21 protein-coding genes and 1 other RNA gene are annotated in these 23,904 nt (G+C 56.7%); 12 read left to right on the top strand and 10 right to left on the bottom strand.

All coding sequences use genetic code 11. From position 1 onward, the window contains the following. Positions 1–142 precede the first annotated feature (142 nt). From OC597_RS25995 to OC597_RS26020, 6 genes are all read right to left on the bottom strand, one after another. On the bottom strand, positions 143–286 hold the full coding sequence (locus OC597_RS25995) for an AcrZ family multidrug efflux pump-associated protein (protein WP_085115649.1): 144 nt from the start codon (positions 284–286) through the stop codon (positions 143–145). A gap of 169 nt (positions 287–455) precedes the next feature. Beyond that, positions 456–1,223: an ABC transporter ATP-binding protein gene (locus tag OC597_RS26000; RefSeq protein WP_410071728.1), complete on the bottom strand. Its 768-nt coding sequence runs from the start codon at positions 1,221–1,223 to the stop codon at positions 456–458. A 14-nt stretch (positions 1,224–1,237) separates the two neighbouring features. Next, complete coding sequence (locus OC597_RS26005; protein ID WP_262211111.1) at positions 1,238–2,284, bottom strand: FecCD family ABC transporter permease; 1,047 nt, start codon at positions 2,282–2,284, stop codon at positions 1,238–1,240. A gap of 1 nt (position 2,285) precedes the next feature. Continuing rightward, positions 2,286–3,041: a class I SAM-dependent methyltransferase gene (locus OC597_RS26010; protein WP_261283889.1), complete on the bottom strand. Its 756-nt coding sequence runs from the start codon at positions 3,039–3,041 to the stop codon at positions 2,286–2,288. Position 3,042: 1 nt separating this feature from the next. Next, positions 3,043–4,044, bottom strand: a complete 1,002-nt coding sequence (locus OC597_RS26015; RefSeq protein ID WP_262211112.1) for an ABC transporter substrate-binding protein — start codon at positions 4,042–4,044, stop codon at positions 3,043–3,045. A gap of 7 nt (positions 4,045–4,051) precedes the next feature. Continuing rightward, positions 4,052–6,217: a TonB-dependent siderophore receptor gene (locus OC597_RS26020; RefSeq protein WP_262211113.1), complete on the bottom strand. Its 2,166-nt coding sequence runs from the start codon at positions 6,215–6,217 to the stop codon at positions 4,052–4,054. Positions 6,218–6,420: 203 nt separating this feature from the next. Here OC597_RS26020 and modE point away from each other — a divergent pair, with 203 nt between their 5' ends. From modE to gpmA, 9 genes are all read left to right on the top strand, one after another. Beyond that, the gene (gene modE / locus OC597_RS26025; RefSeq protein ID WP_261251838.1) at positions 6,421–7,212 is read left to right on the top strand and encodes a molybdenum-dependent transcriptional regulator; all 792 of its coding nucleotides are present in this window, start codon (positions 6,421–6,423) and stop codon (positions 7,210–7,212) included. Between the two features lie 90 nt (positions 7,213–7,302). Next, entirely contained in the window at positions 7,303–8,775 is a 1,473-nt protein-coding gene (gene modF, locus OC597_RS26030) for a molybdate ABC transporter ATP-binding protein ModF (protein WP_262211114.1), read from the top strand. Positions 8,776–8,905: 130 nt separating this feature from the next. Continuing rightward, entirely contained in the window at positions 8,906–9,478 is a 573-nt protein-coding gene (locus OC597_RS26035; protein ID WP_261463075.1) for a cysteine hydrolase family protein, read from the top strand. Between the two features lie 152 nt (positions 9,479–9,630). Beyond that, positions 9,631–10,452: a CPBP family intramembrane glutamic endopeptidase gene (locus OC597_RS26040; RefSeq protein ID WP_261463074.1), complete on the top strand. Its 822-nt coding sequence runs from the start codon at positions 9,631–9,633 to the stop codon at positions 10,450–10,452. Positions 10,453–10,735: 283 nt separating this feature from the next. Beyond that, entirely contained in the window at positions 10,736–11,788 is a 1,053-nt protein-coding gene (galT, locus tag OC597_RS26045; protein ID WP_262211115.1) for a galactose-1-phosphate uridylyltransferase, read from the top strand. Continuing rightward, positions 11,785–12,936, top strand: a complete 1,152-nt coding sequence (galK, locus tag OC597_RS26050) for a galactokinase (RefSeq protein WP_261463073.1) — start codon at positions 11,785–11,787, stop codon at positions 12,934–12,936. The genes galT and galK overlap by 4 nt, the downstream gene beginning before the upstream one ends. Then, on the top strand, positions 12,930–13,973 hold the full coding sequence (galM, locus tag OC597_RS26055; RefSeq protein ID WP_262211116.1) for a galactose-1-epimerase: 1,044 nt from the start codon (positions 12,930–12,932) through the stop codon (positions 13,971–13,973). Before galK ends, galM begins: the two co-directional genes overlap by 7 nt. Before the next feature lie 196 nt (positions 13,974–14,169). Next, positions 14,170–14,508 (top strand): PsiF family protein, encoded by a 339-nt coding sequence (locus OC597_RS26060; RefSeq protein ID WP_261251831.1) that lies wholly within the window; start codon positions 14,170–14,172, stop codon positions 14,506–14,508. 214 nt (positions 14,509–14,722) lie between these two features. Then, entirely contained in the window at positions 14,723–15,475 is a 753-nt protein-coding gene (gene gpmA / locus OC597_RS26065) for a 2,3-diphosphoglycerate-dependent phosphoglycerate mutase (protein ID WP_085115640.1), read from the top strand. A 70-nt stretch (positions 15,476–15,545) separates the two neighbouring features. Here the strand turns inward: gpmA and aroG are convergent, their stop codons facing one another. Beyond that, positions 15,546–16,601, bottom strand: a complete 1,056-nt coding sequence (gene aroG / locus OC597_RS26070; protein ID WP_112350076.1) for a 3-deoxy-7-phosphoheptulonate synthase AroG — start codon at positions 16,599–16,601, stop codon at positions 15,546–15,548. A gap of 205 nt (positions 16,602–16,806) precedes the next feature. On the opposite strand from aroG, the gene OC597_RS26075 reads away from it, so the two are divergent. The 3 genes from OC597_RS26075 to zitB are packed head-to-tail and all read left to right on the top strand — an operon-like array spanning position 16,807 to position 21,574. Continuing rightward, positions 16,807–17,412, top strand: coding sequence for a response regulator (locus tag OC597_RS26075; RefSeq protein ID WP_262211117.1), 606 nt, complete (start codon positions 16,807–16,809; stop codon positions 17,410–17,412). Beyond that, positions 17,409–20,624 (top strand): ATP-binding protein, encoded by a 3,216-nt coding sequence (locus OC597_RS26080; protein WP_262211118.1) that lies wholly within the window; start codon positions 17,409–17,411, stop codon positions 20,622–20,624. The genes OC597_RS26075 and OC597_RS26080 overlap by 4 nt, the downstream gene beginning before the upstream one ends. Beyond that, on the top strand, positions 20,624–21,574 hold the full coding sequence (zitB, locus tag OC597_RS26085; protein ID WP_261283879.1) for a CDF family zinc transporter ZitB: 951 nt from the start codon (positions 20,624–20,626) through the stop codon (positions 21,572–21,574). The genes OC597_RS26080 and zitB overlap by 1 nt, the downstream gene beginning before the upstream one ends. A gap of 38 nt (positions 21,575–21,612) precedes the next feature. Here the strand turns inward: zitB and pnuC are convergent, their stop codons facing one another. The 3 genes from pnuC to OC597_RS26100 form a co-directional block, all read right to left on the bottom strand. Then, on the bottom strand, positions 21,613–22,338 hold the full coding sequence (gene pnuC, locus OC597_RS26090; RefSeq protein ID WP_135315570.1) for a nicotinamide riboside transporter PnuC: 726 nt from the start codon (positions 22,336–22,338) through the stop codon (positions 21,613–21,615). Positions 22,339–22,359: 21 nt separating this feature from the next. Continuing rightward, positions 22,360–23,421 (bottom strand): quinolinate synthase NadA, encoded by a 1,062-nt coding sequence (gene nadA / locus OC597_RS26095; RefSeq protein WP_261251826.1) that lies wholly within the window; start codon positions 23,419–23,421, stop codon positions 22,360–22,362. A gap of 243 nt (positions 23,422–23,664) precedes the next feature. Further along, positions 23,665–23,789, bottom strand: a non-coding RNA gene (locus OC597_RS26100) — RtT sRNA. Positions 23,790–23,904: the final 115 nt, after the last annotated feature.

A 23,904-nucleotide genomic window follows, 5' to 3' on the forward strand; every position in this document is an offset into this window, starting at 1 on the left:
TTAACGTGCATTATCACTCTTCGTTATATAAAAAATAATATAACGTCGCGCAGAAGCTTGTCATGCGGTTTATCGGCACAGTGGGAGATAACTTGAGAAACACCCGCCGAAAGACGCCGGCGGGTATAGAGAAGGGGTGGTACTAGGTGCGGTTCTCTTTAGAATGACCCACTTTGGAAAAGACGTTGAACACTTCCCCCAAACCGTAGATCAAACCGAGAATGATGGCCATGACGATCGGCACCATCACTACGGCGAACAGCAAACTTTCCAATAATTCCAACATGGTAGCCTCACTTAACTGCCCATTGAGCGGTAATGAACACCGCCACGTAATCTTTACTTTAAACCAAAATACTCGCTAAAACGTGGTTATTTTAAAGACTGGGTGAAATTTGTAACCGGCCAAACGTGCCATTTGTGCCGCAATACATAATCCCTACAACCAATGGGCACTACTGGGCCGGGTAATAGATCAGCGGTGCGGCATAATCGCCAACCGTCGCCAGTCGAGCTTCCACACCATACACCTGGTCAATAATTTCCGGCGTCAACACCTCCCCCGGTGAGCCAAATGCGTGCATATTCCCCTGCTTTAGCAACATCAGACGGTCGCAGTAACAGGCCGCCAAATTCAGGTCATGCAGTGACACCACCACGCTGATACCCAGACGTCGCAGTAAAGCCATAAACTGTTGCTGGTGGGCAATATCGAGATGATTGGCAGGCTCATCCAGCAGCAACCACGGGGTTTGCTGTGCCAGTGCCCGTGCCAAATGAACCCGCTGTTGCTCGCCACCGGACAACTGATGCCATTCCCGTTCGGCAAGCCGCGAAATGCCCACTTGCTCCATCGCCAGCCCGGCAATGCGGTAGTCTTCTGCGCTAAACCCTGCCCAGCGGCTGGCGTAAACCAGGCGCCCGAGCAGCACCACGTCTTTTACCGGTATGGCAAAGGCCCCGGACCCGGACTGTTCGAGGAAAGTCATACTTTTGGCGCGTTCACGTCCTGACAGGCTGGCGATGTCGGTATCTTGCAGATAAACCCGCCCAAGCTTCGGCGGAATCAACCCTGCCAACAGCTTGAGCAAGGTGGACTTTCCGCTCCCGTTGACGCCAAGCACCCCGGTAATTTCGCCGGGGCGGGCATGGAAGCTAAGGTTATCCAATACCCTTCTCTCCGGCGTTGACCAACCCAAGCGTTCGGCACGCAGTCCCGGCAAATCCTTTGCAGCCGTCATGCGTTTATTTTCCGATACAGCAGCGCCAGAAACACCGGCACGCCCAACAGGGCAGTCAATACCCCCACCGGCAGCTCACGCGGCGCGAACAGGGTTCTGGCCAGGGTATCTGCCGCCACGGCAAATAGCGCACCGCACAATACGCTGGCCGGCAGCAGTACCCGGTGACGCGGCCCAACCAGCAGCCTGGCGACATGCGGCACCGTCAGGCCGATAAACCCCACCGCGCCGCTGAACGCGACGATAACGGCGGTCAGCGCCATAGTGATGACATACAGCAACAGTTTCAGCGGCGCCACCGCCACCCCCAAAGAGGCCGCCGTCAGACCGCCGAAGGCCAGGGCATCCAGTTCCCCCGCCCTCATCCAGCAAACCAGCAACGCCAGCGCCAGCAGCAGCGCGACCAAACCGACCTGTGGCCAGCGAGCGTCACTGAAGGATCCCAGCAACCAGAACATCACACCGCGGGTGGCATTGGCATCCGCCTGCCACAGGGTAATCAGCGAGGTCAGGGCTGAAAGCAACTGCGTGACTGCCACCCCGGCCAGAATAAACAACGTTGACTCCGCGTGGAGAGAACGCCCGGCAAGCAGTAAAACCAACGAAAATGCCCCGGCCGCGCCGATAAACGCCCCACCGGATACCGACAACAGGCCACCGCCCAGCCCCAACACCAGCACCAAAACCGCATCCACCCCGGCGCCGGAGGAGATCCCCAGCACCCAGGGATCGGCCAACGGGTTACGCGTCAGTGACTGCAGAATAGTGCCCGCCAGCGCCAGCCCGGCGCCTGCCGCTGCCGCCAGCAAGGCTCTCGGCATTCTCAGTGACCAAATTATTCGTTGATACACTTCGGTGTTGCCCTGAGCATTAGCGCCACCGGGATCAGATAAAATCTGCCATGCGTCATACAGCGATATCGGTGCCGGTCCGTACAGCGAAGCGCCCAGCAAAAACAGCGGCAACGCCAGAGCCAGTATTAACAACCAGCCCCCTGAGCGCCCCGGCAGCAGAGTGAAACGGCGGCGTACAGACCCGTCCATGCTATTTCCAGCCTGCAATCACGTAGTCATCCAGCAACTGCCAGACAGGCCCAGCCTCGGTGAAACCCGCCTGCCTCAGGCTGGCAACCTGAAAGTCCAGCGCGGTCGCCGGGGGAACCGGCCGCCCGGCAAACAGGCTTTCGCGCGCTTGTCGATATTGCGCCAGTTCCGGCAGCTCCTGCACTTTGGCAAACCACCGATCCCAATCCTCAACGCCGTCCTGCCAGGCCTGTTGTTGCGTCTGTTCATCATGCTGTTCGGCCAGCGCTTTAACCCGCGGGTGCCGATGATCAAAGCGCTGATGATCGGCGTTCAGAAAAACGCCACCGTCAGGCAACAGTCCCGCGATATTGCGGTACAAAACCCCCTGATGCTCCGGCATCAGCCAGTGCAGCGCAGTGCTGGAAACCACCGCCTGCGGTGCCAGGCCATCGAGAGATGCAAAACACTCCGGATCGGCAAGATCGGCCTGAATGATGCGGATCCGATCGCCGTATGTCGCCAATGCCCCACGGGCAATAGCCAGTAATAACGGATCGAGATCCACCGCCGTCACCCTGGCTCGAGGAAAGCGCTGAAGAATGCGCAGGCTAAGCGATCCTGGGCCACAGGCCAGATCCAGCACCTGAAAATCCTGGCCCACCGAGAGCTCCAGCACGTCCAGCTGGGCATTAAAACGTGCTTCCCGCTCGGCGATGTAAGCGCTCTGTTGTTGATCCCACGAGGCCAGCAGTGAAGAGAATGAAAACGAGGACATATCAGGGTTCCTTATTGGATGTGGCTAAGCGTAAGGCCTGCTGCTGCAGGCCCGTTATTAAGCGGTGCAAAGCCGCAACCGTGCGGACCGAAGGATCCAGGTCATAGCCGGGCAAAATCACATAGCGTTTTTGCCGCACGGCACGCAGGCTGGCGGTCAGGGGGTGGTGCTCTAAAAAATGGATTTTATCTTTGGCGCTATCGCCAAGGCCGCCACGGGGCAGATCGCCAAGTACGATCAGATCGGGATCGCGGGCGGCGATAGTTTCCCAGGAGACGGTGGGCCAAAGTTCGGGCAGATCGCCAAACAGATTTTCGCTGCCGACCTGCCGGGTTAGCAGTGCCGGTGCGCCGCAGCAGCCAGCCACATAAGGGGTTTGGGTGCCGGCATACCACCAGAGTATCCGTCGATGAGGGAGCGCTGCCGCCTGCAGCCCCAGATCACGCAGCTGAGTTTGCAGATGCTGAATTAAGGTTTCGGCGTCGCGGGAAACAGCAAAAATGCGGGCGATATCCCGCAGTTCGGCAAAAATGCCGTCAAAGCTGGCCGATGAGCTGGCCGCGCTTTGCTGACCTCCGCAGACATTGGGCGAGAGATAGGTGGCGATCCCCCACTCTGCCAGCCGGTCGCGATTGGCTGTTTCCGGGCTGTTGAACCAGTAATAGCTGGCCGAATAGATAAAATCCGGGTTCAACAGCAGCAAAGATTCCCCCGCCGGTGGCGCAGTGGCCGACAGTTGGCTCAGTACCTTGCCCCATCTGGCAGGCGCCGGAGAAGGAGCCGTATCCCGCGCATAGTCATAGCCAATAATCCCGACAATGCGCTGAGCCAACCCCAGTGCCAGCAGGTTTTCCAGCGCGGGGTTGGCGTACACCAGCACGCGTTCCGGCACCACCGGGTAACGGTACTGTTGGCCACAGTTGTTGAGCGCAACAGGCCCGGCCTGCACCAACGTACTCAACAGCAGCCCCAGCGCGAGCAACAGGCGAATTATCGGCTGCATGACGCTATCAGAACCTCACCGAAATAAAGCTTTCATAAGTTCGCGACGGCGCAATCAGCACCTGATCCGGGTAGGTTCGCTGGTAGGCATACAGTTGATTGGTGGCGTTTCTAATGCGTACCCCCACGTCGACCACCGGCGTGAGCTGATAGTCTGCCGCCAGATCGAGCGTGGTATAGGCCGGCATTTTGCGTTGGTTGGCATCGTCGTTATAACTGCTGCCCACGTAGCGCAGCGATGACGTGAGCCCCAGTTGCTGAGTCGGCTTGTAACGTGCTGTGAGGTTGGCGGTCCAGTCGGGGATGTAAGCCGGGCGATTGCCGTTATAACTGCGCAACGGGCTACCACCGCGATATTCATCATAGCGGGCGTGAGTATAGGCCGCGTTGGCAGCCAGCTCCCATTGCCAGCTGGGACGCAGCATCAGGCTTAACTCTACGCCACGCGAAGTTTGCCGCCCGACCGCATTCAGCGTATCCGGCTGTTGCGCATTCGGCACGAACAGGTTGTCCTTGCGCAGTTCGTACAGCGCCAACGTGGCTTCGCCCTTGCTATCCCAAAACTGCCCCTTGGCACCGATTTCCCACTGGCGCGCCCGGGTGAGCGGCAAGCCGGTTTGCGCCGGGCTTAAAAAGAACAGATCGTTGCCAGGCTCCTGGCCGGTGGTGAAGTTGGCATAGATATTAAGATTGTCAGTTAACGCATAGCTGGGGCCCAGGCTCCAGATGCTAAAGACGTAGGTGTGCTGATGGGTTTCCTCTTGCGGACTCTGGAAATGCCAATCCATCTGCATATGGTTGTACCGTAACTGCCCCAGCAGGGTTAAGCGGTCGGTCAGGTTGAAACGGTCTTCGAGAAATCCGGCGTACTGGTTTTGCGTGACGTGGCGAACCGGGGTGCGCTGACGGTCCGTTCCCTGTGAAAAATCTTCTCTGACCGGTGCCCGCAGTGGCACATCTTCAGAGCCGGGAAAGCCGTTGGAGTAGTACTGAAAGCGCCGTTTGCTCACATCAACACCCATCACCAGCCGGTTGTCAAAACCGCCCAGTGGCCGATCGAACACCAGTGAACTGCGGTTACCGATCAGACTGTCGTCATGGGCCAGCGCACCGAAAGAATCACGGTTGACGTAACCGGGCTGAGTCGCCGCCGAGGTACGAAAGCGTTCTACATTACGCCACTCGCGAAAGCCGCTGTAGTAGTAAAACTGGTTATGCAGCTCGATTTCCGGCGTGGTGAACCAGTCCAGACTGGCCTGGAACGAGGTCGCATTGCTCTGGATCCGGCTGTCGGTCAGGTTGTTGTAGTTAATATCGCGCAGTTCGCGGGCAATCTGCCCTTCCACCAGCGGCGTGCCGTAGTAAGGATTGGTGGTGCGGTTAAGCATACGATCCAGGCTCAACGTCAGCAGAGCATTCTCTGTCAGCTTAAATAGCAAGGAGCCCGACACCCGTTTCTGTTTGTCACGCTCATATTGCACGTTGGTGCCGCTGTCGCTGCCGCTGACGTCCAGCCGATACGCCGCCACGTCATCCAACAACGTTCCCCCGGAACCGAGATGCAGGCGCTGGCTGTTATAACTCGACAGCCCGTAGTCGAGCTCAACGGGCTGGCGGCTGAAGGTCGGCTGGCGCGAGATCAGATTGACGCTGCCACCGGCGGCGCTCAGACCATTCAACACCGAGCCGGGGCCGCGCAGAACTTCTACGCTGCCGTAGTGGGAAGGGTCCGCTAACTGGAGGGTACTGCCGGGAGTTTCGACACCGTTATACAGCCAGGATACCGGCCGGAAACCGCGGAGCGAAAAGTTATTGCTGAGCGTCGGCGAGGCCACGCCTGACATACCGGGCGCGTGTTCAACCACCTCTGCCAGCGTCCGATCGCCACGCTGCTCAATAGCCTGCTGACTGATAACATCGACACTGCGCGGCGTTTCCTGGCTAGTCAGGCCCAGGCGTGAAGCCGTCTGGGTAACGGTATTTAACCCGCCATAGGGGCTTTGCGCCTGGGCTGATGCTTCAACGGTCATGCTGTCTTCACAGCGCGGTGAGCTTTCGGTTTTATTGCAGTCCGCGGCGGCCTGTACGGTACCCGACAGGCTGAAAAACAAAGCCGTGGCCAGATAATAAGGTGGTTTTTTGGGCGTGACGAAACGCCGACGTGCAGCACTCATTTACAGCATCCCTGTGGTGAAATAAAAACCCGGTACGGCCGAAGACCGTTATTATATTTTTTGTTATGTTATAACATACCATCAGACAGGGCCAGTTTTTATTATCCCTGTGTCACCGCGCCCATCACGGTTGGCGACGCATCATTTGGCGCTTTGCCCGCAAATCAGCGACAATAAGGCTTTTGCAGCCGACAGGACGCGTTATGCAGGCCGAAATCCTTCTCACCTTAAAACTCCAGCAAAAACTGTTCGCCGATCCACGCCGCATCGCGCTGCTTAAACAGGTCCGGCACACCGGCTCCATCAGTCAGGGGGCCAAACTGGCAGGCATCAGCTATAAGAGCGCCTGGGATGCGATTAACGAAATGAACCAGTTGGCGGAGCAAACGGTGGTGGAACGCGCCACCGGTGGCAAAGGCGGTGGCGGTGCTCAGGTGACCCACTACGGTGAGCGGCTGATCCAGCTTTACGATCTGCTGGGGCAAATCCAGCAAAAAGCCTTCGACGTGTTGCAACAGGACAACCTGCCGCTCGACAGCCTGCTGGCGGCCATCTCCCGCTTTTCGCTGCAAACCAGTGCCCGTAACCAGTTCTTCGGCACCGTGATCGAACGCGATCACCAGCAGGTGCAGCAACACCTGGATATTTTACTTAACGACGGCAAAACCCGTCTCAGTGCGGCCCTGACCCAACAGAGTGCCGATCGGCTGCAGCTCTCGCCCGGCAAGGAAGTGCTGGCATTGATTAAAGCGCCCTGGGTGAAGCTGAATACCGACCCGTCTTTGGCCGGGGCTGCGGATAACTCGCTGGCCGGTGTGGTGGCCAGCATCCAGCCAGGTGCCGATCACAGCGAAGTGCTGGTCACACTGACCGGGGGCGAAACCCTGTGCGCCACCGTGGCCAATCCGGAGTTGCAGCAACTGAAACTGCGCCCCGGCAGCGCGGTGTACGCCATGTTTAACGCCGACCGGGTGATTGTCGCCACGTTGTGTTAAACGCAACGTTACGTTGCATTTTTGCCGATTGACATCCCCCCGCAATGCGCCTATTTCTAAACAAAATAATTGCATAAAAAGGAACAGGTGATGTCGTCGTTGCACATTTCGCAAGGTTCATTTCGCTTAAGCGATACCCGTACCCTGACGCTGGATGCGCTGGATATTCAGGCCGGCGACAGTTGGGCTTTTGTCGGCGCTAACGGCAGCGGCAAATCTGCGCTGGCACGGGCACTGGCCGATGAACTGGTGCTGTTGAGCGGCGAGCGTCGCAGCGATTTCAGCCATGCGGTGCGTATCTCTTTCGAACAGTTGCAAAAACTGGTCAGCGACGAATGGCAACGCAACAATACCGACCTGCTCAGCCCGGGCGAAGAAGACACCGGCCGCACGGTAGCCGAAATCATTCAGGAAGAAGTCAGGGACCCCGCCCGCTGCGCGCAACTGGCAGAGCAATTCGGTATTACTCCGCTGCTGTCACGTCGTTTCAAATACCTTTCTACCGGCGAAACACGTAAAACCCTGCTGTGCCGGGCGCTGATGCCGCAACCCGACTTGCTGATCCTCGATGAGCCTTTTGATGGACTGGACGTCAATTCACGCGCGCAATTGGCTGCGCTGCTGAGCAACCTCTCTGGACATGGCTATACCCTGGTACTGGTCCTCAACCGGTTTGACGAAGTGCCGAACTTTATCCGTCAGGTGGGCGTGTTGGCAGACTGCACGCTGGCCAGCCAGGGAACGCGGCAGCAAGTGATGGCGGACGCGCTGGTGGCACAACTGGCGCACAGTGAAAATCTGGATGGCCTGTCGCTGCCGGAAACCGAAGACCCGGCGCAAAAAACCACGCTACCGGCAGACCAGCCACTGATTATCCTGCGCGATGGGGTGGTCAGTTATAACGATCGGCCGATCCTCAATCATCTCGACTGGCAGGTTAATCCCGGTGAGCACTGGCAAATCGTCGGCCCGAACGGTGCCGGTAAATCCACCCTGCTCAGCCTGATCACCGGCGATCATCCTCAGGGGTACAGTAACGATCTCACCCTGTTCGGCCGCCGCCGTGGCAGCGGGGAAACCATCTGGGATATCAAACGCCATATCGGCTACGTCAGTAGCAGCCTGCACCTGGACTACCGTGTCAGCGCCAGCGTACGCACGGTCATCCTTTCCGGCTTCTTCGACTCGATCGGCATTTATCAGGCAGTATCCGATCGCCAGCGGCAATTGGCCGACCAATGGTTGGCACTGCTGGGGCTGGGTGGTTCAAACAGCGAGGCACCGTTTCACAGCCTGTCCTGGGGCCAGCAACGGCTGGCATTGATTGCCCGTGCACTGGTCAAGCACCCGGCATTGCTGATCCTCGACGAACCGTTGCAGGGGCTGGATCCGCTCAATCGCCAACTGGTGCGCCGCTTTGTCGACGTGTTGATCGGCCAGGGTACAACCCAGTTGCTGTTTGTTTCGCACCATGCGGAAGACGCCCCGCAGAGTATTACCCACCGCCTGAGCTTTGTCCCTGAGGGCGACGGCTACCGTTATCAGCTCGATACGCTGGTCTAAAAACGTCGCTAATCCCGCGGATGGGTGGCCCCGCCACTCATCCGATGACATATCCGGCAACACTTCCTCGGTAACACATCACATTTGGCCTTTTATCATAAGGGGTAAAGGATTCGTTTCTGGAGACACTATGTCCGCCGCACTGATTATTATCGATCTTATCGACGATTTGATTGGCCCCAAAGGGCGTGCAAATCATTGCCGTGAACAGGTGATAGCGCAAAATCTGATCGCCAACACCAATGCCGCCGCGGCTTACGCCCGGGTACGCAAAATTCCGGTGATTTGGGTACGCGTCGGTTTTGCCGACGACTACCACGATATTCCCGCCCACTCTCCGCTCTTCAACCACCTGAAACAGATTGGTGCGCTGCGTTTAAGCAGTCCCGGTTGTCAGTGGGATAAGGATTTACAGGTCTTGCCGGCGGATTTTCAGTTCGAAAAGAATGGAGTTTGTGCCTTTGCCGGTAACAATTTGTTAGCCTGGCTGCAGCAGCATCGTTGCCACCATTTGTTGCTGGGCGGCGTCAGCACCCCGCTGGCGATTGAGAGCACAGCCAGACAGGCGCACGATGCCGGTTTCCAGGTCACGGTATTACAGGATCTGTGCGCCGCACCGACCCTGGAGATTCACCAGCAAAGCCTGGATATTCTGCAGAATCTGGCGGAAATCACCCGTTCAGCGGCCTGGATGAAGGGCTGAAAGCACTATTTACCCACTGCACCGACCTTTACTGTCATTTCACTGTGCTACTATCCGGCATAGTGCCCAATTCACCGATCTTTCGCACACCGATAAAGCAATGATTGCCTTCGGTAATGGGTACCGTGTGCATATTTTAAAGGGACATAGTTATGTGGGGCGTACTGGCTACGGCGTTATTCTTTTTGCCATTTAACCGGCTTATTGCCTGGTTGATTTTGGCCGCATCGGCAGGAATGGGGATGTACCACGGGGTACTGACTCCGCTCAGCCTGGCGTGTTTATTGGCGATTGCCGCCCTCGCGGGATTGCGGCATTACTATCGTGACAAACGTCCACTGGCCTTGCTGCTGGAAGTTTTACTGGTTGCCAGTTCCCTTGCGCTGTTTTTGCATTTGATCCCCGGCATTAACAATCTCAAAGTTGTGGATGGTGATAAAGCTGGCCCATTAAGTGCGCCGTTCACCATGTATTATAATTTCGATAAGGCGCTGGTGCCCTTCCTGCTGTTTGCCTGTCTGCCAACGTTATTTAAACTCAATAAACCGGATAAAAACGTTGGTACACCCGCCTGGATCGCGCTGATTATCAGCGTCCCGGCCTTGCTGTTACTGGCGGTGGCGCTCGGCGGCCTGAAGATTGAACTGCATACCCCCTGGTGGATCATGCTGTTTATCATGGCCAATCTGTTCTTTGTCTGTATGGCCGAAGAGGCCTTGTTCCGGGGTTATCTGCAGCAACGTCTCAGCCAATGGCTGGGCGCCTGGCCGGCATTGATTATCGCCGCGCTGATCTTTGGTGCTGCACACCTGGCCGGCGGTATGCTGATGGTGGCTTTCGCCACGCTAGCCGGGGTGATTTACGGTCTGGCGTGGATGTGGAGCGGCCGTCTTTGGGTGCCCATCCTGTTCCATTTCGGGCTTAATCTGACCCATCTGCTGCTGTTCACCTACCCGCTGTACCAGCACTCCTGATCTTCTGAGCCGGCAGGTATCTACCTGCCGGCTTGGTAGTGAAAACGCTATCACTTCCTTCTGACGGTTATTTCCCACCCTTAGTGTTCCTGCTGTATTAACGGTACTCCTGGTTGTTCCATGCCGTGTAAACGATTCCATTATTCGCTCTGGATCACCTTTTCACTCTGGATGACATGCTATATTTTTGGCCATAGTTATCCATTTACATGAGTCAAAGGTACGCTAGCGGCAAATGAAAGCGATTACACACGACCGCAACGACCCAGAAAAAGGAACCGTCATGACGGATTTTAATCCCATCGATCATCCCCATCGCCGCTACAACCCGCTGACCGGCCAATGGGTATTGGTATCACCGCACCGCGCCAAACGACCGTGGCAAGGACAGCAGGAATCCGCACAGCCTGAAGCGCTGCCGCAGCATGATCCGGACTGCTTCCTCTGCCCGGGGAATACCCGCGTCACCGGCGATAAAAACCCGGACTATCAGAACACCTATGTGTTCACCAATGACTTTGCCGCGCTGATGACGGACACCCCGCTGGCACCGGAAAGCCAGGATCCATTAATGCGTTGCCAGAGTGCGCGCGGCACCAGCCGGGTGATTTGCTTCTCCCCCGATCACAGTAAAACCCTGCCGGAGCTAACGTTGCCGGCACTGGAAAGCGTGATTGCCGCCTGGCAGGAGCAGACCGCCGATCTGGGGCGCAGTTATCCGTGGGTTCAGGTATTTGAAAATAAAGGCGCGGCGATGGGCTGCTCCAACCCGCATCCGCACGGACAGGTTTGGGCCAACAGTTTTCTGCCGAACGAAGTTGAGCATGAGGATCGCCTGCAGCGTGAATATTTCCAGCAGCACTCATCCCCGATGCTGCTGGACTACGTACAGCGCGAATTGGCCGACAGCAGCCGCACCGTCGTTGAAACCGAGCACTGGCTGGCGGTAGTGCCATACTGGGCTGCCTGGCCGTTTGAAACGCTGTTGCTGCCGAAAACCGCAGTGCAACGCATTACCGATCTTAACGCCGCTCAGAGCAGCGATTTGGCCCTGGCGCTGAAAAAGCTCACCAGCCGTTACGACAACCTTTTCCAATGTTCCTTCCCCTACTCCATGGGTTGGCACGGTGCGCCGTTCAATGAGGCGGATAATCGCCACTGGCAGCTGCATGCCCATTTCTATCCACCACTGCTGCGTTCCGCCACGGTGCGTAAATTTATGGTGGGTTATGAGTTGCTGGCGGAAACCCAGCGTGACCTGACTGCAGAACAGGCCGCAGAACGTCTGCGCGCCGTTAGCGATGTTCATTACCGTGAAGCCGGAGCCAAAAAATGAGTTTGAAAAATCTTACCCACACCCTTTTTACCGAACGTTTTGGCTACGCGCCCGCACTGACTATTCAGGCCCCGGGCCGGGTAAATTTGATTGGCGAACACACCGACTATAACGACGGGTTTGTGCTGCCGTGTGCCATTGACTACCAGACGGTGATCGCCTGCGCCAAGCGCGACGATCGTCAGATCCGGGTGATCGCCGCCGATTACCAAGGTCAGCAGGATCAATTCTCGCTCGACAGCCCGATCGTCAGCCACCCGAACCAACGTTGGTCCGATTATGTGCGCGGCGTGATCAAACACCTGCAGCAGCGTAACGCCGATTTTGGCGGCGCGGACCTGGTGATTTCCGGTAACGTGCCGCAGGGCGCCGGTCTCAGTTCATCCGCCTCACTGGAAGTCGCCGTGGGTCAGGCCATGCAGGCGCTGTATGCCTTGCCGCTGGATGGCGTAGCGCTGGCGTTGAACGGTCAGGAAGCCGAGAACCAGTTCGTCGGCTGTAATTGCGGGATTATGGATCAACTGATTTCCGCCCTCGGTGAACGCGACCATGCCTTGCTGATCGATTGCCGCTCACTGGAGACCCGGGCGGTGTCGGTGCCGGAAGATATTGCCGTGGTGATCATCAATTCCAACGTGAAGCGTGGATTGGTGGACAGCGAATACAACACCCGCCGCAAGCAATGTGAAGAAGCCGCGCGCTTCTTCGGCGTCAAGGCGCTACGCGACGTCAGCCCGGATCTGTTTTTCCCGATCCAGCATGAATTGGATCCGATCGTCGCCAAACGAGCGCGTCATGTGATCAGCGAGAACGATCGAACCCTGGCCGCTGCCGATGCGCTTGCCGCCGGTGATATGAAACTGATGGGTAAATTGATGGCAGAGTCACACGCCTCAATGCGCGATGATTTTGAAATTACCGTGCCACCGATTGACCGGTTGGTGGAGATTGTCAAAACCGTTATCGGCGATCGCGGCGGTGTGCGCATGACCGGCGGTGGCTTCGGCGGCTGTATTGTTGCCCTGATGCCACTGGCACTGGTGGAGCCGGTTCGCGAAGCCGTGGCACGTGAATACCCGTTACAGACCAACGGGTTGAAAGAAACTTTCTACGTCTGTAAAGCTTCAGAGGGGGCCGGGATATGCTGAACGACAGCCCGGAGCTGGCCCCGGACGGGCAGCCCTATCAGTTAACCCAGTTAAAAAACGCCGGTGGGATGACGGTCACGCTGATGGATTGGGGCGCGACCTGGCTTTCCGCCGTGCTGCCGCTGAAATCAGGCAAAACCCGTGAGCTGCTGCTGGGCTGCCAAACACCGGCGGACTACTTGCAGCAGGCGGCCTATCTGGGGGCTACCGTTGGCCGCTATGCCAACCGTATTGCTCACGCCAGCCTCTTGATGGATGGCAAACCGCATCCGCTGGTAGCCAATCAAGGGGAACATCAGTTGCACGGCGGGCCGGAAGGCTTCAACAGCCGTCGCTGGCAGATTATCCAGCAAGATGAACAGCAGGTGAGCTACGCGCTGCATTCGCCAGACGGTGACCAGGGGTTTCCCGGTAACCTCGACGTGCAGGTCAACTATCAGCTCACCGCCGATAATCGGCTGGAAATCAGTTATCAGGCGCAGACCGACAGTGCTTGCCCGGTCAATTTGACCAACCACGCCTACTTCAATCTGGACGGTGCCGGCACCGATGCCCGTCGCCAACGGCTGCAACTGTTTGCCGACCGCTATCTGCCGGTCGACAGCGAGGGTATCCCCAGCGCGGATCTTACCCCGGTGGAAGGCAGCGGCATGGACTTTCGTCGCCCGAAAACCCTGCTGCAGGATTTTTTAAGCGACCGCGATCAGCAACGGGTAAAAGGCTACGATCATGCCTTTTTACTGCACCGCACCTGCGGCGCACTGGATTGCCCGGCGGCCCACCTGTGGTCGGCCGATGGCCAGGTGCAAATGAGCGTGTTCACCAGCGCACCGGCGTTGCAACTCTACAGCGGCAATTATCTGGGCGGCACTCCGGCGCGTGACGGCGGCAGCTATGCCAATTACGCCGGGGTGGCGCTGGAAAGCGAGTTTTTGCCCGACAGCCCTAACCACCCACAATGGCCGCAGCCCGACTGTTGGTTGCAGCCGGGGCAGCACTATCTCAGCGCCACGCATTATCAGTTTTATCCTATCTGACCCGCCATGCCCCTTGCCATGCGGCAAGGGGCCGTTTGTTATAAATGCTTACCTTTTTACTTCTCTGCCCCGCAGGCCGCTGCCTTTCCTTATTCCAAAGCGGGCACTAGAATCAGGCTACGGTGATAAGCACAACACCTTGTGCAAAGTCACAATTTTCGGCCACCCCGGCCGGTCAATAGCTGAAGGAACACCTATGCGTCTGATTACTGCACTTCCATTACTGGCGGGTTTACTGCTGAGCACCAACCTGATGGCTGCCGAAACTGCAGCAAAAACACCCTCACCGGCGCAGGCTGCACAGCAAAAACGCATGACCGATTGTAATCAACAGGCATCCAGCAAAACGCTGAAAGGCGCGGATCGCTCCACCTTTATGAGCACCTGCCTGAAATCTGAGGGAGCCACTGCGACGAAAACCCTGACTCCGCAGCAGCAGAAAATGAAAACCTGTAACGCCGACGCCAAGACCAAAAGCCTGAAAGGCGACGAACGTAAAACCTTTATGAGCAATTGCCTGAAAAAATCAGCCTGATTGTCCTCATTCAGCGGCACGGCGGGATCCCCTTTCACCGTGCCGCACTCCCTGCCTGCGCCCGCCTGATCGATTCAGCTTTTCCTCAGTTCAGCACTTACTTTGCGGCAAGAAATTGGCTATGGTTAAACACTATCGATTGCCGAGCCACTGGCCGCGGCAATATAATGATTTTCGTTATCATTGAAATGTCAGATTATTAAGGAGTTAAGCTATGGCTGTAACTAAGCTGGTTCTGGTGCGTCACGGCGAAAGCCAGTGGAACAACGAAAACCGCTTCACCGGTTGGTATGATGTTGATTTGTCCGATAAAGGCCGCACCGAAGCGAAAGCTGCAGGCGAACTGTTGAAAAACGAAGGTTTCGCTTTTGACTTTGCTTACACTTCCGTACTCAAGCGCGCTATCCACACCCTGTGGAACATTCTGGACGAACTGGATCAGGCTTGGCTGCCGACTGAAAAATCCTGGAAACTGAACGAACGTCATTACGGCGCGTTGCAGGGTCTGAACAAAGCTGAAACCGCAGAAAAATACGGTGATGAGCAAGTTAAGCAATGGCGTCGCGGCTTTGCCGTTACTCCACCAGAGCTGACCAAAGATGACGAACGCTACCCGGGCCACGACCCGCGTTACTCCGCGCTGACCGAGCAAGAGCTGCCGCTGACCGAAAGCCTGGCGCTGACCATCGATCGCGTTATCCCTTACTGGGACGAAGAAATCCTGCCACGTATCAAAAGCGGCGAGCGCGTTATCGTTGCTGCACACGGCAACTCCCTGCGTGCGCTGGTGAAATACCTGGATAACCTGAGCGAAGATGAGATCCTCGAACTGAACATCCCAACCGGCGTGCCGTTGGTGTATGAGTTTGACGAGAACTTCAAACCAATCAAACGTTACTATCTGGGCAATGCCGACGAGATCGCTGCTAAAGCGGCCGCCGTGGCAAACCAGGGTAAAGCGAAGTAATTTTCGCCCGTTGATCTAAAAAGCCCCCGGTTTTGGCCGGGGGCTTTTTTTTATGGCGCAAAACGGGGCTTTATTTAACGCGGCGTGCTTTCACTGCTACTGCCAGTTCCCGCAGAACTGTTTCGGTATCTGCCCAACCAATGCAGGCGTCGGTGACGCTCTTGCCGTAAACCAGCGGTTCGCCGCTTTCCAGATTCTGGTTGCCTTCCACCAAATGGCTTTCGATCATCACGCCCATAATCGCCTTATCACCGCCGGCAATCTGTTGGCAGACGTCTGCGTTCACTTCCAACTGCTTCTTGAACTGCTTGCTGCTGTTGGCGTGGCTGAAATCGATCATCACCTGTGCAGGCAGACCCGCTTTGACCAGGCCTTCTTTGACTTCTTTCACGTGCGCTGCGCTGTAGTTCGGCTCTTTGCCGCCACGCAGAATAATGTGACAGTCGCCGTTGCCGCTGGTGTTAACGATCGCCGAATGGCCCCATTTGGTCACCGACAGGAAACAGTGCGGTGCGCTGGCGGCATTGATGGCGTCAATCGCCACCTTGATGGTGCCGTCGGTGCCGTTCTTGAAGCCGACCGGGCAAGACAGGCCGGAAGACAGTTCGCGATGCACCTGGGATTCTGTAGTACGTGCGCCGATCGCGCCCCAACTCATCAGATCCGCCAGATACTGCGGGGTGATCATGTCGAGGAATTCGCCGGCAGCCGGCAGGCCGGAATCGTTGATATCCAGCAGTAGCTTACGTGCCAGACGCAGACCGTCGTTGATCTGGAAGCTGTTATCCATCTGCGGATCGTTAATCAAGCCTTTCCAGCCCACGGTGGTACGTGGTTTTTCAAAATAAACGCGCATCACCACTTCCAGCTCGCCGCTCAGTTCCTGGCGCAGCGCCAGCAGACGGCCGGCGTATTCTTTGGCAGCTTTGGTGTCGTGGATCGAGCAAGGGCCGATCACCACCAGCAGGCGATCGTCACTGCCGCGAAGGATCTGATGAATAGCATTGCGTGCCTGTGACACCGTCTCTGCTGCACGTTCAGTGGCCGGAAACTTTTCTAACAGGGCCACCGGTGGCAGGAGTTCCTTAATTTCTTTAATGCGTAAATCGTCATTTAGGTAATTCATAACTTTTCCATTCGGTATCGAGAGGCGGTATTTCGCAGAGCGTAGATCCCACCAATTTAGCCTGTGAGGGTAACGCTGTAAATCACCTTTGCCGCCTGCAGAATGAACGTCCGAATTAACAGTAGATTGTGCTGTTTCATCGGGAGAGCGCAGTGGCTCCTTTTTGGTTATGCTAACGGCCAGGATCCGTAACTCGAGCCAAGCCATGCCCTCATTGTTATTAGTTGATGACCACCCGGTGGTTCATGTCGCACTGGAAGCGGCGCTAATCAAATCCTCCCGCCCCTACCGCCTGCAAGCGGTACAGGATGACCAACAGGCACTGGCTCAGTTGGCCGCAGCCGACTTTGCACTGGTGATCCTCGATATCGGTCTGCCGCAGGTGGATGGCCTGCAACTGCTGAAAAAAATTCGCCGCAACTATCCACAGCAACCAATCCTGATTTATACCGCCCAGGAAGAAGAGATTTACGCCCGTATGGCCTATGTGGCCGGGGCCAACGGCTTTGTGCACAAGGGCAGCCGACTGGAACAGTTGGTGCTGGCGATTGAAACCGTGCTGGGTGGCGAGTTGAGCTTCCCTGCCGCCGCGATGGCGGAAGATACCCAGCCAGCAGAGGGTTCGCTGCTGACGCCAAAAGAACTGCAGGTTCTCGGGCTGCTCAGCAAAGGGTTATCCAACCTGCAAATTGCCGAGATGCTGAGCATCAGTAACAAAACCGTCAGCACCCACAAAAAGAACATTCTGCGCAAGACCGGTGCCAGCAACCTGCTGGAACTGGTGGCGGTATTTAAAGAGCTGACGCCATGATGCGTGGCGCGCTGCTGCTGTTAGCACTGCTACTGAGCCTCGGTAACCTTGCGCAGGCGGCACAGCCGGTACGCTATCAGTTGGTCAGCAACCTGAATATCCCGCTCGATATGCTGATCGCCAGCGAGAAAAACCCCTGGCGCGATACCACCTTGCGTGTCGGCATCATCAGTGAGAATACCAGCCCCTATAACATCATCGTGGATGACGACCTGTACGGTTTAAACGCCGACTACCTCGGCTATGTCCAGCAGGTTACCGGCATTCACTTTCAGATATACGGCTTTGCCGATCTGGCCCAGCTTGAGCAGGCACTGCATGACGGAACTATCGATCTGCTGTATGGCATTCCGCAAAATGAAGCGCTGCACAGCCTGAAGATTTCTCAGCCTTATTACGTCAGTAATCTGCGCGTGCTGCGGGATCGCAGTAATGACCGCCAGGTGATGCTCAACTCCACCAACGCACGGGTGGCGATCAGTACCCTGACCGATATGCAGGCCGGTAACGCGCTGAAAGCAGTGTCCTCTCACGTGCAGCGTTATGACAACAACCTGCAGGCGGTGTACGCCTTGCTGAACGGCAGCAGCGACTACTTTATTGCCGACGAAGCCAGCGCCAGTTTTATCATTGACCAGTTACAGCTCGGCCAGCTTTATCAGATTGAAAGTACCGTCAACCTCGGGAACCTGTCATTCGTCTTCGCTTCCGCCAACCCGACGCTGATCGACACCCTCAACCTGGCCATCGCCGATACGCCGATGGAGTTTATGAACGCCATTCAGAGCCGCTGGAGTAAAAAGATCCCCAGCTATCTCGACACCGGCAACGCCGATCTGACCCAGATGGAAAAAAACTGGGTGGCAACCCATCCCACCGTTTATTACGCTGCCATCGAGAATAATTTTCCGTTCGCCTATCGTGGTTCCGGCGGGCAGGCGCGCGGTTACGCGATCGACATTCTGAATATCATCGCGCAGAACACCGGACTGCGCTTTATGCCGCTTTGGGCGCGCAACGCCGAGCAGGCCGACCAACTGGTGCAATCCGGCCAGGCCAGCTTCCGCACCGCCCTGCCGTTAGCGCGCGGTGTTAAGGCACGCTATAGCGCCAGTATGCCGATCCACCGTTCGCTGTGGGGGGTTTATGTGGGCCAGCAGGCCAACGGCATTTCCACCTGGAGCGATTTGGCCGGTAAGCGCATCGGCGTCCTGCAGGGTGATTTGGCGCAGGAGTTGGTGCCCCCCAGCGAAGAGTTGATCCGTTTTGCTGACAGCAAGAGCATGTATGACGCCCTGGCTAACGGCCAGTTGGATGCGTTGGTGGATAACGTGATCTCGGCAAATTTTGTCGCCCTGTCACGTTATTCCGGTGCGATAAAGCTGGCGTTCGCTGCCAACAATATCGCCTACCCGGTAGCATTCGGCGTGCGGCAGGATCAGCCGTTGCTGTTGGCTATTCTCGATAAAAATCTGATGCAGATCCCGTCCGAAACGCTGCAATCGTTGCGTGATGAATGGATTGTCGATCGCAGCAACCTGATTGATGCAGTGAATGAAAACCGCATGCAGCCGCAAACCACCTGGCTGCTGGCGCTGTTGGCGGCGGCGATCCTGCTGCTGCTGGGGCTGACCCTGCGGCGCTTTATCCTGCAACGCCGGGAAAAACGTGAGCGCGAAGTGATCGAACATGCTCGTCAACATGCCGAAGCCGAAAATCGGATGAAGAGCAAGTTTCTGGCCACCGTCAGCCATGAACTGCGAACACCGATGCACGCGATCCTCGGCCTGCTGGAACTGGAACTCAAACGCCAGCCGACGCCGGAGGGGCTGCCGGTGATTTACAGCTCGGCGTCGTCATTGCTCAACCTGCTCAATGATTTGCAAGATCACGCGCGGCTGGAAACCGGTTCACTGACGCTGGTGCCCAAATCTGTGGCACTGCAGCCCTGGATAGCCCACATCAGCGCCCTGTATCAGCCGCTGATCGGCGAACGTCCGGTGACGTTAAACATCAGTGCAGCCGACAACCTGCCTGCCGCAGTCCTCATTGATGGTGAGCGTTTACTTCAGGTGGCTAACAACCTGATAAATAATGCCATTAAGTTCACACCACGCGGCACTATTGAGGTAAGTATCGGCTGGCGCGAACAGGCTCCACCACAGGGGGAGCTGTGGCTGACGGTGGCCGACAGCGGCTGTGGTATCGCCGCCGATGAGATCGATAAACTGTTCCAGCCGTTCTACCGCGCACGCGGCGCACAGCGTGTATCCGTGCAGGGTACCGGGCTGGGGCTGTCTATCTGTAAAGAGATTATCGAACAGATGGGCGGCCGCATTGAGTTGCACTCGCAACCCGGCCTGGGTACCCAGGTGACAGTGTCCGTGACGGTAACCCAGGTTGCGGTCGATCCCATGACTCAACAGGCCGACACGCCACTCATTCTACCGCCGCCCAGCCTGCGCGTGGCGCTGATCGACGATCACCCCACCAACCTGCTGTTGATGGAGCGGCAACTACGGCACTTCGGCCTGCAGCCGAGGTTATTCGAACAGGGTTATGCGCTGTTGAAGGCCCACCGTCGGCAGCCGTTTGACCTGCTGTTTATCGATTACAATATGCCACGCCCGGACGGTCTGACGCTGGCAAGGCTAATACGCCGCGACGAGCAACGTCAGCAGCGTCCGGCCTGCCAGATTATCCTCTGCTCGGCAGACGTGCAGGAATTTACCCGCATCCCGCCGGGATTAGTGGCGATAGACCGCTTTTTAACCAAACCCATTTCACTGGCGGCCATCGCTCAGGCGCTACCGCAGCAACCACAGGGGATGAAGCAGCAGTTAGTCCTTACTGACCTGCAGCAAACCCTGGCCGATATGGCGGGTAATGACCGAGCGATGGTCCAGCGTCTGGCAACAACCCTGCTGACGACGCTGCGGCAAGACCAGCAGCGGCTCGAACAGGCGGCACAGAACCAGGACGGGGTAGCCTTGAGCCAGGCTGCCCACCGAATCAAGGGCAGCCTGCTGATGCTGCAGTTGCCGGCGGCGGCCAGCCTGTGCCAACAACTGGGGGACAACGGCCGTGAAGGAACATTGATGCAGGCTGCCTATAATGAATTGAGTGCGTTAGTGGCACAGATTCTGATAGAACTGAACGATCTGGTCAGCACTGACGAAACGTATTTTGCTATGGATGATAAGGATGAATAATGTCGGACGCTCCACACGTACACCAGCCAAAAGACAGTAATAGTAAACGCCTACTGACCGCTTTTTTAGTCACTGCGGTCTTTATGGTCGCCGAAGTGGCCGGCGGGTTGATTTCAGGTTCACTGGCGCTGCTGGCGGATGCCGGCCATATGCTCACCGACGCTGCCGCACTGCTGGTGGCCCTGATGGCGGTACACTTCTCGCAACGTAAGCCCAATGCGCGTCACACCTTCGGTTATCTGCGCCTGACTACCCTGGCAGCCTTCCTCAACGCTGCGGCACTGTTGGTGATCGTGGTATTCATCCTGTGGGAGGCTATACGGCGTTTCTTCGAGCCACAGCCGGTGATGGGTGCGCCAATGCTGATTATCGCCATAGCGGGGCTGCTGGCTAACCTGTTCGCCTTTTGGCTGCTGCACCGAGGTACCGAAGAGAAGAATATCAATGTGCGCGCTGCCGCATTGCATGTGCTGGGGGATTTACTGGGGTCAGTGGGTGCCATCGCCGCCGCCATTGTGATCCTGACCACCGGCTGGACGCCAATCGACCCGATACTGTCGGTGCTAGTGTCCTGTCTGGTGATACGCAGCGCCTGGCGACTGCTGAAAGAGAGCTTCCACGAACTGCTGGAAGGTACGCCGCAGGAGGTAGACATCAATAAACTGCAAAAAGACCTGTGCCTGAACATTCCGGAAGTGCGCAATATTCATCACGTCCATGTCTGGCAGATTGGTGAGCAGAAGTTGATGACGCTACATGCGCAGGTGATACCGCCGAACGACCACGATGGCCTGCTGCATCGCATTCAGGCCTATCTGCTGGAGCACTATCGGATTGGTCACGTGACAATCCAGATGGAATATCAGCACTGCGACACACCCGACTGCGGGATTAACCGGGCACCCGAGCCAAGTGACCACTCACATTCGCATGTCGGGCATCATCACTAGAATCAACCGGGGCGCCTTATTCGGCGCCCCCAGCGTTATTATGGTGCGGAAGATAATGGCCGCGATTGATTGTTGCCGGCACTTTTGATCCACAGCCAGGAGCCGTTCAACGCAATCAGCGTCAGGATCACGTATTCCAGCGCCATGGCGTAAACGCCCTGGTAGGCAAATATCGCCACGCTGATCACGTCAATCACCACCCACAACAGCCAGTTTTCCACATACTTGCGCGTCATCAGGATCATCGCCACGATCGACAACACCATCATGGTCGAATCCCAGAATGGGAAGGCATCCGGCTGCAGCTGCGGCATTTGCACGCTCAGGCCCAGCCCCTGCATCACCGTCACCGCCGCCTGCGTCAACCAGGCAAACACGCGGTCGATGTTAAACGTCATCAAGGCGATACCAATCACACACACCGCCGCCCAGCTCAGCGCCTTCGGCAACGACAGCCAACGTATTTTCAGCTCGGCCTGATTATCCTGAGTCTGACGGCTCCAGGCATACCAGCCGTAAATATTGGCGACGAAGAAAAACAGCTGCAGTAGCAGGCTGGCGTACAGCTGAATTTGGAAGAAAATTACCGCAAACAGCGTGACGTTAATCAGGCCGAATAGGTAATTGATAATTTTCTCTTTGCTGGCATACCAGATGCACAGCAGGCCAAACAGGGTGCCGATAGCCTCAATCCATGACAGATCGTAGCCCCCCGCTCCCAGCGGGATATGCACCAGGATATTACTGGTACTGAAAAAGCTCATTTTATCATCCTTATTAAACGGTTAAGCGTTCCCTTTTACCTGCATTTTTAACTCAGCAGCAAAATCCAACATCCGGTTCAGCGGGATCAGCGCCTTCTGGCGCAGCGCAGCAGCAACGTGGATCTCATGCAGTACACCGCCGTGTTCCAGTCCGTCGGCGATAGCCTTCAGGCCGTTCATCGCCATCCACGGGCAGTGCGCACAGCTACGACAGGTGGCCCCTTCCCCGGCGGTTGGCGCTTCGAACAGCTCTTTGTCCGGACAGGCCTGTTGCATCTTATAAAAAATACCGCGATCGGTGGCAACAATCAGCTGCGGATTGGGCAGGGTTTTCGCCGCCTGAATCAATTGGCTGGTTGAACCTACCGCATCGGCCAGATCGACCACCGCCTGTGGTGACTCTGGATGCACCAGTATCGCCGCGTTCGGGTATAAGGCCTTCATACGCATCAGGGCCTGGGTTTTAAACTCGTCATGGACGATACAGGCGCCCTGCCAGCACAGTACGTCGGCACCGGTCTGCTTTTTCACATAATTACCCAGATGACGATCCGGCGCCCAGATGATTTTTTCACCCAGGCTATCGAGGTGTTCAATCAGTTCAACGGCAATACTGGAAGTGACCACCCAGTCCGCTCGCGCTTTTACCGCCGCCGAGGTATTAGCGTAGACCACCACGGTACGATCCGGGTGGCTGTCACAAAAGGCATTGAATTCTTCTTCCGGGCAACCGAGATCCAGCGAGCACTCTGCGTTCAAGGTGGGCATCAACACCCGCTTTTCCGGGCTGAGGATCTTGGCGGTTTCCCCCATAAAGCGCACGCCGGCAACCAACAGGGTCGAGGCCGGATGGTTGCTGCCAAAGCGCGCCATCTCCAGCGAGTCCGCCACGCAGCCACCGGTTTCTTCCGCCAATGCCTGGATTTCCGGATCGGTATAGTAGTGGGCCACCATCACCGCATTGCGCTGCTTGAGCAGGATTTTAATCTTCTCGCGATAAAACGCCTTCTGCGCATCGTCCAGTGGCACCGGTTTGGGCGGGAACGGGTACACCGCCGCATTAACATCAAACATTTCACTCATCGCTGCAATCTCTGTGCTAGGCTGGGTGTCTGCTGCCCGGGTATCACCCCATCGCAACCCCCTTCGTTTTATATACTAAACAAAATACCTGCATTTGTGCGAAAAGTCCGCTGATATTTTATATTTGCGCGGAAGATGTTTAATTCATTAAAAATTTGGAAGGGTAAAGGGCAAAGAAAGGGAGGATGCTGGGTACTAAAAGGGATAAACGGATAAAACGGATTGAAGATGCTGGAGGCAAACCGGGATACCGTACGGGATTGATTCGGCCTTTGGCCTCACCCTACGGGCAACGCTGCGCGTTGTCGTATCGCTGCGCGATGCTCGAACCTGAACGCAGGATCTCACCCACACGGTTCGTGCGTTATGCGATATTCAAGTTTGGGAAAAGTGCTGAGGTACTCTGTGAAATGGTGGGCCGTGCGGGATTCGAACCTGCGACCAATTGATTAAAAGTCAACTGCTCTACCAACTGAGCTAACG

This window comes from Serratia proteamaculans (genome assembly GCF_946227095.1).
Classification (GTDB): Bacteria; Pseudomonadota; Gammaproteobacteria; order Enterobacterales; family Enterobacteriaceae; genus Serratia; species Serratia proteamaculans_E.